The sequence below is a fragment of the Actinoalloteichus hoggarensis genome (genome assembly GCF_002234535.1).
Classification (GTDB): Bacteria; Actinomycetota; Actinomycetes; order Mycobacteriales; family Pseudonocardiaceae; genus Actinoalloteichus_A; species Actinoalloteichus_A hoggarensis.
Map to the genome: position 1 here is coordinate 3,456,939 of NZ_CP022521.1, position 14,125 is coordinate 3,471,063.

The 14,125-nt window shown below is 74.9% G+C and carries 1 protein-coding gene; it reads right to left on the reverse strand.

Going from position 1 to position 14,125, the window contains the following annotated elements; genetic code table 11:
- Position 1 precedes the first annotated feature (1 nt).
- Positions 2–14,125 carry a type I polyketide synthase gene (locus AHOG_RS29965; RefSeq protein ID WP_425427608.1) on the reverse strand — a complete coding sequence of 4,708 codons (14,124 nt, stop codon included), beginning with the start codon at positions 14,123–14,125 and terminating at the stop codon, positions 2–4.

Below are 14,125 nucleotides of genomic sequence, written 5' to 3' on the forward strand. Positions count from 1 at the left end.
CTCATCCCTCCACTCGCGCGGTCGCCGACGTGCCGAGCGCCCGTTCGATCAGGGCGGCGGCGTCCAGTGCGTCGTACTCCTCGGGCGACTCGTCGCCCTCGGCGCCCGCCGCGCCGTCCTCGGCGAGCCGCAGCAGGGTCTCCAGCAGGCCCGCTTTGCGGAACCGCTCCAGCGGGGTCGCCGCCAGCGCGCGGCGCAGCTCGGCCTCGGCGGGGTCGACGGGCTCCGCCGCCGGGACGAGTTCCGCGAGCAGCGCCCCGGCGAGCACCGCGGGCGTGGGGTGGTCGTAGACCAGCGTCGCGGACAGTCGAAGCCCGGTCGCCGAGGTCAGCGCGTTGCGGAACTCCACGGCGGTCAGCGAGTCGAAACCGAGGTCGGCGAAGGCCCGCTCGGCGTCGAGGGCGGCCGCGTCGCGGTGTCCGAGCGCGACCGCCGCCTGCTCACGCACCAGCCGCACCAGCAGCTCGTGCCGTTCGTCGGGCTCCGCCGAGGCGAGGGCCGCCCGCAGGGCCGCGCCCGACGACACGCCGTCGGGCGTCGCCTCCCGCACCGCGGCCGCGACCTCGGCCAGCTCCCCGAGCAGCGGGCTCGGCCGCAACCCGGTGAAGCCGGGGGCGAATCGCGACCAGTCGACGTCGGCCACGACCGCCCCGGCGCCGTCCGCCGCGAGGACGCGCCGCAACGTGAGGACGGCGAGTTCCGGGGCCAGCAGCCGAAGGCCGTGTCGTTGCAGGGATCGCTCCGCCTCCGAACCCGCGGCCATGCCGCCGCCGCCCCACGGGCCCCAGGCCACGGCGGTGGCCCGCAGCCCGCGTGCTCGGCGCCGGTCGGCCAGCGCGTCGAGATAGGCGTTGCCCGCCGCGTAGGCACCCTGGCCGCCGCTGCCCCAGACGCCCGCGATGGAGGAGAAGAGCACGAAGGCGTCCAGGTCGGCGTCGGCGAACGCGGCATCGAGGTTGCGGGCCCCGGCGACCTTGCCCGCGACGACCCGCTCGAACTGCTCCGGGGAGGTCTCGACGAGCGGGCTCACCTCTGAGACTCCGGCGGCGTGCACCACGGTCCTGATCCGCTCGCCCCGCCCGGCCAGGTCGCGCAGTAACGCGGCGGCGGCCTCGGGGTCCGCGACGTCACAGGCCGCGACGGTCACCGCGACGCCGTGACCGCGCAGCTCCTCGGCGAGCTCGGCGGCGCCGGGCGCGGCGAGACCCCGGCGACTGGTGAGGACGAGGTGCTCCGCGCCGCTGCGGGCCAGCCAGCGGGCGACCTGCCCGCCCAGTGCCCCGGTGCCGCCGGTGACGAGCGCGGTTCCACTCGTGGACCACACCGGATCCGCGGCGGAGACCGTCGCCCGGACGAGGCGCCGGACGAACACGCCCGCGGGCCGCACGGCGAGCTGATCCTCCCCGGCGACGCCCGCCAGCACGCCGGGCAGCCTGCGCAGCACCGCCGTGTCCGGGGCGGCCGGGAGGTCGACGAGGCCGCCCCAGCCTCGCGGGGACTCCAACGCCGCCACCCGGCCGAGGCCCCAGATCATGGCCTGTGCGGGATCGAGGACGGGGTCGCCGGGGCCGGTGCCGACGGCCCCTCGGGTGAGGCACCACAGCGGTACGGTCACGCCCGCCTCGGTCAGGGCACGCAGCAGGGCGGGCAGGGCCGCGGCGGTGTCGCCGCCCGTCGCGGGCAGGAGCACGCCCGTCACGTCCGCCGCGGCGGCGACCAGCCGGGCCGGGTCCCCGACGGCGGCGGACCAGGCCAGCCGGACGACGTCGTGCCGCTGCCGCACCAGTTCGTCGGTCAGCGCCGCCAGGTATTCGACGTCGTCCTCGGGTTCGATCACCAGCCAGCTGCCCGGGGTGTGGTGTTCGCCGGGCGAGTCGAGGTGCCGCCAGACGACGTCGTAACGCCAGGAGTCGGTGACGGCGGCCTCGTGCAGGCGGTGCCGCCAGGAGTGCAGGGCGGGCAGCACCTCGGCGAGCGAAGCGTCCTCGGCCACGCCCAGCGCCCTGGTCACCTCGGCCAGGTCGGAGCGTTCCACGGCGTCCCAGAGCGGGCCGTCCTCGGTGGACGGGGCGGGTGCGGGGGTATCGAGCCAGAGTCGGCGCCGCTGGAACGGGTAGGTCGGCAGGTCGATGCGGCGACCGCCGCGGGTCAGCGGGGTCCAGTCGACGCCGCCGCCGTGGACGTGCCAGGCGGCCAGCGCGGCGGTGAACGCGGCCTGCTCGTCGGCGTCGTCCGCGCGGGCGGCGGGGACGCAGGCCCGCGCGTCGTTCGGCGGCAGCGCGGCGGCGGTCATCGCGGTGAGCACGGCGTCCGGTCCGAGTTCGAGGAGTCGGGTGACCCCGGCGGCGTCCAGGTGGGCGACGGCGTCGCCGAAGCGGACGGTGGCGCGCACCTGCTCGACCCAGTAGTCGGGGCCGCACAGCTCACCGCCCGCGGCGGGCCGCCCGGTGACCGTCGACACCACGGTCGTCCTCGGGGCTCGGAAGTCCACCGTGGACAGCACGCGGCCGAACTCGGCGAGCATCGGCTCCATCCTGGGCGAGTGGAAGGCGTGCGAGACCCGCAGCCTGCGCGCCTTGCGACCTCGCGATTCGAATTCGGCGGCGATCGCCGACACGGCGTCCTCGTCGCCGGAGATCACCACGGAGGCGGGCCCGTTCACGGCGGCCAGCGCGACCGCCGTCGACAGCAACGGCGTCACCTCGTCGACGCCCGCCTGCAGGGCGACCATCGCGCCGCCCTCGGGCAGGGCCTGCATCAGCCTGCCTCGGGCGGCGACCACCCGGCAGGCGTCGGGCAGGGAGAGGACGCCCGCGACGTGCGCCGCGACGAGTTCCCCGATGGAATGGCCGACGAGGAGGTCGGCGCCGAGCCCGTGGGCCTCGGCGAGCCGGAACAACGCGGTCTCGTAGGCGAAGAGGGCGGGCTGGCCGTAGCCGGTCTGGTCGAGCAGCGCGGCCTGCGGGGAGTCCGGTTCGGCGAACACCAGCGTGGCCAGCGGGCGGTCCAGTTCGGCGTCGAGGTAGGCCGCGGCGGCGTCGAACGCCTCGGCGAAGACCTCGGAGGCGGCGTAGAGCCCGCGGCCCATGCCCGCACGCTGGGCGCCCTGGCCGGTGAACAGGAACGCCGAGCGGCCTCCGGGGCGGGCGACGCCGGTGAGCACCCGGGCGGCCGGTTCGCCCTCGGCGAGGGCACGCAGGCCGTCGAGCAGCTCCGCACGGTCGCGGCCCAGCACCGCGGCCCGGTGCTCCAGGGTGGCGCGGCCCGAGGCGAGAGAGCGGGCCGCGTCGAGCGGGTCCGCCTCGCCGAGTGAGGCGTGCAACCGGGCCGCCTGAGCCCGCAACGCCTCGGCGCCGCGGGCGGACACCAGCCACGGCGCGGGTCGGACCGCGCGGTCGTCCGGCGCGGGCCGCGCGGCGGGCTCGGGCGGGGGCGCCTGCTCCAGGATGGTGTGCGCGTTGGTGCCGCTGATCCCGAAGGAGGACACGGCGGCCCGACGCGGGTGGTCGGTCTCCGGCCAGGGCACGGGCTCGGTGAGCAGTCGCACCGTGCCCGCCGACCAGTCCACCTTGGTCGTCGGATTGTCGGCGTGCAACGTGCGGGGCAGCACGCCGTGCCGCATGGCCTGGACCATCTTGATGACGCCCGCGACGCCCGCCGCCGACTGGGTGTGCCCGATGTTGGACTTGATCGAGCCCAGCCACAGCGGCCGGTCCGGATCGCGGTCTCGGCCGTACCCGGCGAGGAGCGCCTGTGCCTCGATGGGATCGCCGAGGGCCGTTCCGGTGCCGTGTGCCTCGACGACGTCGACCTCGGCGGGCGTGAGACCCGCACCTGTCAGGGCCTGTCGGACGACCCGCTGCTGAGCGGGGCCGTTGGGGGCGGTGAGGCCGTTGGAGGCGCCGTCGGAGTTGATCGCGGAGCCGCGCACGGTGGCGAGCACGTCGTGGCCGCGCCGCCGTGCCTCGGACAGCCGTTCCACCAGCAGCAGGCCGACTCCCTCGGCCCAGCCGGTGCCGTCGGCCTCGTCGGCGAAGGCCTTGCAGCGGCCGTCCGGCGCGAGTCCGCCCTGGCGGCCGAACTCCAGGAAGGCGTTGGGCGTCGACATCACGGTGACCCCGCCGGCCACGGCGAGGCCGCACTCGCCGCGTCGCAGCGACTGGATCGCCAGGTGCAGCGCGACCAACGACGACGAGCAGGCGGTGTCCAGGGAGACGGCGGGGCCCTCCAGCCCGAGCGCGTAGGCGATCCGGCCGGAGGCGATGCTGCTCGCGCTGCCGGTGAGCAGGTGGCCGGCGACGCCGTCGGGCACCTCGGTCAGCGCGGCGCCGTAACCGGAGGAGCCCGCGCCGATGAACACCCCGGTGTCGCTGCCGCGCAGCGCGGTCGGGTCGATCCCGGCCCGTTCGAACAGCTCCCACGTCGTCTCCAACAGCAGTCGCTGCTGGGGGTCCATGGCCAGGGCCTCGCGTGGCGAGATTCCGAAGAAGTCGGGGTCGAAGGTGTCGGCGTCGTAGACGAAGCCGCCCTGCCGTGCGATCTGCTCGCCGCCCAGCCGAGCCGGATCCCAGCCTCGGTTCTCCGGGAAGCGCGAGATGGCGTCGGTTCCGTCGGCGACGAGCTGCCAGAGGTCGTCCGGAGAGCGGACGCCGCCGGGGAGACGGCAGCTCATGGCCACGATGACGACCGGATCATCGGCGAGGTCCACCGCCTCGGCGGCCCGCGTGCCCGGCGCCGGGCCGTCCTCCGCCCCGAGGAGTTCGGTACGGACGAGCCGGGCGAGCGCGGCGGAGTTCGGATGGTCGAAGGCCAGGGTGGCGGGCAGGCTCAGCCCGGTGGCCCCGGCCAGCCGGTTACGCAGTTCCACGGCGGTCAGCGAGTCGAAACCCAGGTCGGAGAAGGCGCGGTCAGGGGCGATCGCGGCCGCGTCGCCGTGGCCGAGCACCAGCGCGATCTGCTCTCGGACGAGTTCGTCGATCGCCCGGTCCCGATCGGCGGCGGCGAGGCCGCGAAGCCTGGCGCGCAGTGCATCGCCCGCTCCGCCGCTCGGTGCGCCGCCCACGCCCGCCGCCGCGACGGCCGCCTCGGCGGCGGGGACGGCCGTCAGCAGCGGGCTGGGCCGCAGCGCGGTGAAGCCGGGGGCGAAGACCGACCAGTCCACATCGGCCACGACGGTGGTGGTGAGGCCGTGCTCGATCGAGGCGTGCAGCGCGGCGAGGGCCGCGCCCGGCTCCAACGGACGCAGGCCGCGGCGGCGCAGTGCCTCCTCGGCACCGTCGGCGGCGGCCATCCCGGCACCCGCCCACGGCCCCCAGGCGACGGAGGTGGCGGCCAGGCCTCGGGCACGGCGGTGTTCGGCGAGGGCGTCGAGATAGGCGTTGCCCGCCGCGTAGGCGCCCTGGCCGCCGCTGCCCCAGGTGGCGGCGATCGAGGAGAACAGGAGGAAGGCGTCGAGTTCCACGTCCGCGAACACATCGTGGAGGTGCCGCGCGCCGACGACCTTGGCGTGGTTGGCCTCGGCGACCTCGGCGGCGGTGGTCTCGGCCAGCGGCCGGTGTCCGGTGATGCCCGCGGCGTGCACGACCGCGCGCACCGGGGTGCCCTCGGCATCGAGTCGGGCGGCCAGGGCGGCGAGCGCGGCCCGGTCGGTGACGTCGCACGCCACCGCCTCGGCGCGAACGCCCAGGGCGGTCAGTTCCGTGAGGAGGTCGGCGGCGCCGGGTGCGGCCGGGCCGCGCCTGCCGAGAAGCACCAGCTGTTCGGCTCCGGAGCGAGCGAGCAGCCGGGCGGTGTGCGCGCCGAGCCCGCCGGTGCCGCCGGTGATGAGCACCGTGCCCCGCCAGACGGGTCCGGCGGGGGCGGGCCCGGCCGGGGCGCGCCCGGTCAGGGGGGCGGGGACGAGTCGGCGGCCGAGGACGACGGAGCCGCGCACGGCGACCTGGTCCTCGCCGCCGTCGGCGAGCACCCGGCACAGTCTGGTGACGGCCCGCCGGTCGGTGGTCGTGGGCAGATCCACGAGACCGCCCCAGCGGCTCGGGTGTTCGAGGGCTGCGACGCGGCCCAACCCCCACAAACCCGCCTGTTCGACGTCGGCGAGCGGGTCGGCGCGGCCGGTGGCCACGGCGGCGTGCGTGAGCACCCACAGTCGGGTGTCCGCGCGGGCGTCCGCCAGGGCACGTAGCGCGGCGAGCACGTCGGCGACGTCGGGATCGGCGAGCAGGACTCCCGCCGGGGCGACGGCCGAGGCGGCGAGCGTTCCGACGAGGTCGTCGACACGCCGCAGTGGCGTGATGCGGACTCCCTCGACCCGGAGGGAGTCGGCGAGCGGGTCGGCGTCGTCCTCACCCGTGACGAGCAGCCATTCGCCGGCGGGGGTCTCGGCGGCGAGGTCGAGCAGCGGTTCCCAGTGCACTCGATAGCGCCAGGACTCCACCTCGGTCCGGGCGGCGAGCCTGCGGCGCCAGGCGTTCATGGCGGGCAGCACGTCCCGCAGCGGTGCCCGGTCCACCTGAAGGGTGTCGGCGAGGACGTCGAGGTCGTTCTCGGCGACGGCGGCCCAGAACGCGGCGTCCGTGCCCTGCTCGCCCTCGTCGACCGCGCCCGCGGCGGGCTCCGGCCAGTAGCGCTCGTGTTGGAAGGCGTAGGTGGGCAGGTCGACGCGGCGGGCGTCGGGCAGCAGGGCGGCCCAGTCGAGATCGACACCCGTGGCGTACAGCGCGGCCAGCGCGGCCAGCAGTGTCTCGGGTTCGGGGCGATCGCGGCGTGCGGCGGCCACGGCCGTCACGTCCTGATCACCCTCGCCACCCTCGATCAGCGGAGTCAGCACGGCTTGGGGGCCGAGTTCCAGGAACGCCTGGACTCCGAGGCCGCGCAAAGTGGTGACGCCGTCGGCGAAACGGACCGTCTCCCGCACATGCCGCACCCAGTACTCCGGAGTCGTGATCTCCGCACCCGCCACCTCACCGGAGACCAACGACACCACCGGCAACCGAGGCGACTCGAACCGAACACCGCCGACGACCTCAGCGAACTCGCCCAGCATCGGATCCATCAACGACGAATGAAACGCATGCGACACCGACAACCGACGAGTCTTCCGACCCAGAACGACGAAATGTTGTTCCAGGCTGCCGATCGCACTCTCCACACCGGAGAGCACGACAGCCCGCGGCCCGTTCACCGCCGCCAGCGACACCGCATCCGACAACAACGGCCGCACCTCATCCTCCGAGGCCGCCACCGCCACCATCGCACCACCCTCGGGCAACGCCTCCATCAGACTGCCCCGCGCCGCCACCAGACGACACGCATCCCCCAGCGAGAACACCCCCGCCACATACGCCGCCGTGATCTCACCCAGAGAATGCCCCGTCACCACATCCGGACGAACACCCCACGACTCCACCAACCGGAACAACGCCACCTCGAACGCGAACAAACCCGCCTGCGCGAACACCGTCCGATCGATGTCCAAGCCCGGCCCGACACCAGCACCAGCACCAGCACCAGCACCAGCACCGGCATCGGCATCGGCATCGGCATCGGCATCGCCGAACACCACCCCGGCCAACGACCCCGGCAACAGACCCTCGAACCCAGCACACACCTCGTCGAACGCCTCGGCGAACACCGGGAACGCCCCGTACAACCCCCGACCCATCCCCGACCGCTGCGCACCCTGACCCGAGAAGAGGACGGCCAGGCCGCCCGGCGAGGCGGCGCCGGTCACCACGAGCGGGCCTGCCTGCCCCGCGGCCAACGCGTCCAGACCGGCGAGCAGCTCGGTTCGGTCCACGCCGAGCACCACCGCGCGGGTGGGCTGCGTCGACCGGGTGGTCGCCAAGGACGAGCCGACGTCGACCGGGTCGAGTGCGGGCGTATCGGTGACGAAGTCCCTGAGTCGGGCCGCCTGGGCGCGCAGCGCGACGCCGGAGCGGGCCGAGACCGGCCACGGCACCAGCGGCAACGACGGACGCGCGGGCCGGTCGCGTGACTCCTCGGTGCCGGTTCCCTCGGTGTCAGGCCGCTCGGCGCCTGCTCCCGCAGCCCCTGATCCACCGACGTCCGAAGCCCCGGCGTCCGACTCCGCAGGCGCCTGCTCCAGAACCAGATGGGCGTTGGTGCCGCTCACCCCGAAGGACGACACCCCGGCGCGGCGGGGCCGGTCGGCCTCGGGCCACTCTCGCCGCTCGGTGAGCAGCCGTACCGCGCCGGACGTCCAGTCCACGTGGGAGGTGGGGGCGTCGACGTGCAGGGTCTTCGGCAGCACCCCGTGCCGCATCGCCTCCACCATCTTGATCACACCCGCCACACCCGCCGCCGCCTGGGTATGCCCGAGATTCGACTTCACCGACCCCAACCACAACGGCCGACCCTCGACACGATCCCGGCCATAGGTCGCCAACAACGCCTGCGCCTCGATCGGATCACCCAACGTCGTACCCGTGCCATGCGCCTCCACCACGTCCACACCGTCCGCCGCGATGCGCGCGTTGGCCAACGCCTGCCGAATCACCCGCTGCTGGGCAGGCCCGTTAGGCGCGGTCAGGCCGTTGGACGCGCCATCGGAGTTCACCGCCGACCCGCGCACGACGGCCAGCACCGGATGCCCGTTACGCCGAGCATCGGACAGCCGCTCCAACAACACCAGACCCACGCCCTCCGACCAACCCGTCCCGTCGGCGGCCTCCGCGAACGGCTTGCACCGACCATCGGGCGCCAGGCCACGCTGTCGACTGAAGGCCACGAAGGCACCGGGGGTGGCCATCACCGTCGCCCCGCCCGCCAACGCCAGATCACATTCGCCGGAGCGCAGCGACTGCGCGGCCAGGTGCATCGCCACCAACGAGGACGAACAGGCCGTGTCCACCGTCACCGCCGGACCCTCCAGCCCGAACGCGTAGGCCACCCGGCCGGAGACGACGCTGGCCGCGTTGCCCGTGCCGGAATGTCCCTCGCCCGCGTCGACGGCGCCCATCAGCGCCAGCTGGTAGTCCTGTCCGTTGGTGCCGACGAACACGCCCGCCCGGCTGCCGCGCGTCGCGCCGGGGTCGACGCCCGCGCGTTCGAACAGTTCCCAGGAGGTCTCCAGCAGGAGTCGCTGCTGCGGGTCCATCGCCAGCGCCTCCCGCGGCGAGATCCCGAAGAGGTCCGCGTCGAAGCCCGCGGCGTCGTCGAGGAAGCCGCCCTCGGCGACGTAGCTGGTGCCGAGATGATCCGGGTCCGGATGGTAGAGCGCGTCGACGTCCCAGCCCCGGTCACGCGGGAAGGCCCCGATCGCGTCGGTGCCCGCGGCGAGCAGTTCCCACAGTTCCTCGGGACTGCGCACCCCGCCGGGAAGGCGACAGCTCATCGAGACGATGGCGACGGGTTCCCCCGAGTCGGCACGGACCTCGGCGGGCGAGACGGCCCCTCCGGTCGGCACGCCGAACTCCTCGGCCAGCCGGGCGGCCAGCGCGGCGGGAGTGGGGTGGTCGAAGACGAGGGTGGACGGCAGTGTCAGGCCGCTCGCCGCGCCGAGGAGATTGCGCAGCTCGACCCCGGTCAGCGAGTCGAATCCGAGGTCGCGGAACGCCCGATCGGCGTCGATCGCGGCGGGCCCGGCGTATCCGAGCACGCCTGCCGCCTGCACGCGGACCAGGTCCAGCAGGACCGCCTGCTGCTCGGCCGGGCTCCGGCCCGCCAAGGCGTCGCGCAGGCCGAGGTCTCCGACCGTCGCCGAGGCGGGTACCGCGTGCACGGCCTCCGGCAGGTCGCGCAGCAGCGGACTGGGCCGGGTGCGGGAGAGCAGCGGGGCGTAGCGGCTCCAGTCGATGTCGGCGACCAGCAGGTCGGCGCCGGGATGCCAGACGGCGCGACCGAGCGCGGTCACAGCCAGTTCCGGGGACATCGTCCGCACCCCGCCGCGGCGGGCGCGTTCGGCCACCAGTTCGTCGGCGGCCATCCCACCGCCCGCCCAGGGCCCCCAGGCGATCGCGGTGGCGGGAAGGCCCTGTCGGGTGCGCCGCTGGGCGAGGGCGTCCAACGCGGCGTTGGCCGCCGCGTAGCCCGCCTGCCCGGCGGTGCCCACCACGCCTGCCATCGAGGTGAACAGCACGAACGCCGACAGATCCGTCCCCGCCGTCAGCTCGTGCAGGTTCGTCGCCGCCTGGACCTTGGCCCGCAGCACGGCGGCCAGGCGGTCGGGGGTGAGCGTGTCGACGACGCCGTCGTCCAGCACGCCCGCGGCGTGCACGACCGCGCTGAGCGGGGTGGCGGCGGGGATCGCCGCGAGCACGGCGCGCAGGTCGTCGGTCGACGCCGCATCGCAGGCGACGGCCTCGGCGTGGATGCCGAGGTCGGTCAGCTCCGCCACGAGTTCGGCCACACCGGGGGTGTCGGGGCCTCGGCGGCCCGCGAGCAGGACACGATCGGCGCCGTTGTGCGCGAACCAGCGAGCGGCGTGCCCGCCGAGCGCGCCGGTGCCGCCGACGATGAGCACCGTGCCGCCGCCACGCCAACCGGCCCGCTCGGTGGCGACGCCCGGCGCCCGAGTCAGTCTGCGGGCGAGCAGCCCGCCCGCCCGCACCGCGAGCTGATCCTCCGTGCCGCCGGCGAGCGCCGCGAGCACCCGCCGGATGCCGCGGTCGTCGACGGACTCGGGCAGGTCGATCAGCCCGCCCCAGCGCTCCGGGTGCTCCTGCGCGACCACCCGACCGAGGCCCCACAGCGCGGCCTGCGGCGGACGGTGCACCGGGTCGTCCCCGGCCGCGGCGACCGCGCCGTCGGTGAGCAGCCACAGCGGGACGGTCAGTCCCGCGTCGCCGAGGGCCTGCACGAGGGTGGCGGTGGCGACGAGGCCGCCGGGCAGTCCGGCGTGGTCCGGGTGCGGCGAGTCGTCCAGGCCGAGAAGGGAGACCACGCCGGCGAGGTCCGGACCGGTGTGTGCCTGGATCGCGGTGGCGACGGCCTGCCGCGTGGCGGCCAGGCCGGGATGATCGAGCACGATCGGCTCGGCGCCGCCCGCGGCGAGAGCGGCGGCGAGCCCGGCCGCCCACGGCGTGTCGGCGCGGCCGGTCGGGACGATCAACAGCCACCGGCCGGCGGGCCGGAGGTCCGAGTCGCCCTGCGCGGCCCACGTGACGCGGTAGCACCAGGAGTCCACAGTGGATAGGGCGGCGCGTTCGCGGTGCCACCGGGTGAGGGCGGGCAGGACCTCGTCCAGTGGCGCGTCGTCGGCGACTCCGAGGGCGCGGGCCAGCTCCCGATCGGCCACCAGCTCCCAGAACGGGTCCGCACCCGCCTGCGCGGCCGAAGCATCGCCTGCGGCGTCGCTCAGCCAGTAGCGGTCTCGCTGGAACGCGTACGTCGGCAGGTCCACTCGCCGGGCGCCGGGCAGCAGTGCCGCCCAGTCCAGCGGTTGTCCCGCGGCGTGCAGCGCGGACACCGCCGCGGTGAGGGCCTCGGCCTCCGGTCGGTCCGTGCGCAGCGCGGCCACGGCCGTCACCGCGGCGACGTCGGCTACCAGGTCGGCGACCAGGGAGGTGAGCACGCCGCGCGGGCCCGCCTCCAGGAAGCGGGTGATCCCGGCGGCGCGCAGCGTCGCGACGCCGTCGGCGAACCGCACGCTCTCTCGCACGTGTCGGACCCAGTAGTCGGCGGTCGAGATCTCCGCCCCGGCCACGTCGCCCGACACCAGGGACACGACCGGAAGGCGGGCTACCTCATACCGGATGCCTGCCGCGACCTCGGCGAAGTCGGCGAGCATCGGTTCCATCAAGGGCGAGTGGAAGGCGTGCGACACGGTGAGCCGCCGGGTCCGGCGGCCCAGGCCGGCGAAATGGTCGGCGAGGGCGGTCACCGCGTCCCCGGCGCCGGAGACGACCACCGACTTCGGGCCGTTCACCGCCGCGACGGCCGCCGTCTCGGCGAGCAGCGGGCGGACCTCCTCCTCCGCGGCCGCGATCGCCACCATCGCCCCGCCCTCGGGCAGGCCCTGCATCAGCCTGCCGCGCGCCGCGACGAGCCGGCAGGCGTCCGGCAGCGAGAACACCCCGGCCAGGTGGGCGGCCGTGATCTCGCCGAGCGAATGCCCCGTCAGCAGGTCCGGCAGCAGACCCCAGGACTCCAGCAGCCGGTAGAGCGCCACCTCGAAGGCGAACAGGCCCGCCTGGGCGAACACGGTCTGGTCCAGCTCGGTGCCGGGGTCGTCGAACACCACCTCCGCCAGGCCGTGCGGCAGCAGGCCGTCGAACTCCGCGCACACCGCGTCGAAGGACTCGGCGAACACCGGGAACGCCGCGTACAGCTCCCGACCCATCCCGACCCGCTGCGCGCCCTGACCGGAGAACAGGACGGCCAGGCCGCCGCCCCGCGCCGCGACGCCGGTGTGCACCGCCGGGTGCCGCTCGCCCGCCGCCGCGGCCCGCAGCCCGTCGAGCGCGGCCGCCCGGTCGGCGGCGACCACGACCGCGCGGTGCTCCAGGTCGGCCCGCGACGTCCCGAGGGAATAGCCGAGGTCGGCGAGGGCGAGGTCGGGGTGCTGCTCGACGTGGGCCAGCACGCGGGCCGCCTGGGCGCGCAGTCCGGGCTCGGTACGTGCGGTGACCCGCACCGGGACGATCACGGTATCGCGCGGCGCGGCGGTCGGGCTGCGGTGGCCGAGTTCGGTCCCCGGCCGCTTCCCGCCCGCCGCCTGCTCCCCGGCCGTCGGGGCCTGCTCCAGGATGGCGTGCGCGTTGGTGCCGCTGACGCCGAACGCGGAGACGCCGATACGGCGCGGCCGGCCGGTCGCGGGCCACTCCCGTGCCTCGCGCAGCAGTTCGACGTTCCCGGCAGACCAGTCCACATGGGAGGTCGGCTCGCTGACGTGCAGGGTCTTGGGGAGGGTGGCGTGTCGCAACGCCAGCACGGCCTTGATCACGCCGGTCACCCCGGCGGCGGCCTGGGTGTGCCCGATGTTGGACTTCAGCGTGCCCAGCCACAGCGGCTGCTCCGGGCTCCGATCGCGGCCGTAGACCGACAACAGGGCCTGGGCCTCGATCGGATCGCCGAGGGTGGTCCCGGTGCCGTGTGCCTCGACCGCGTCCACGTCGTCGGCGGCGAGGCGGGCGTCGATCAACGCCTGGCGGAGGACCCGCTCCTGAGACGGGCCGTTGGGCGCGGTCAGGCCGTTCGACGCGCCGTCCTGGTTCACCGCGGAACCGCGCAGCACGGCCAGCACCTCGTGCCCTCGGGCCTGGGCGTCGGAGAGGCGCTCCAGCATCAGCAGCCCGACGCCCTCGCCCCAGCTGGTGCCGTCGGCGTCGTCGGAGAACGCCTTGCACCGGCCGTCCACGGCCAGCCCGCGCTGCCTGCTGAACTGGACGAACGACGCGGCGTTGGCCAGGACCGCGACGCCCCCCGCGATGGCGAAGTCGCATTCCCGCCTGCGCAGCGCGTGCGCGGCCAGGTGCAGCGCCACCAGCGAGGCGGAGCAGGCGGTGTCGATGGTGACCGCGGGCCCCTCCAGTCCGTACACGTAGGACAGGCGACCGGATGCGACGCTGGCGGAGATGCCGGTCAGCAGATGCCCCTCCACGTCCTCCGGAACACTGCGCAGTCCGGTGGCGTAGCCGGAGAGGCCGGCGCCGATGAACACTCCGCCCGCGGACCCCTTCACCGAGGTGGGGGCGATCCCGGCCCGCTCGAACAGTTCCCAGGTCGCCTCCAGGAGCAGCCGCTGCTGCGGGTCCATCCCGAGTGCCTCGCGCGGGGAGATGCCGAACAACGAGGCGTCGAACCAGCCCGCGTCGTGCAGGAACGCCCCGCGCCGGGTGTAGCTCGTGCCGGGCGCGTCGGGATCGGGGTCGTACAGGGCGTCGAGATCCCAGCCCCGGTCCGCCGGGAATCCGGTGACGGCGTCCTCGCCCGCGGCGAGCAGTTCCCACAGCTCCTCGGGAGAGCGAACGCCGCCGGGATAACGACAGCTCATCGACACGACCGCGATCGGCTCGCGATCCGCCGCCTCGCGATCCCGAAGCCTCTCACGCGTCTCGTGCAGATCGACCGTGACCCGCTTCAGGTACTCGCGGAGCTTGTCCTCGTTCACGGTTACACCTTGCCCACGAATCGATGTCGAAATACCAATCGAAATACCAAAGGAAAT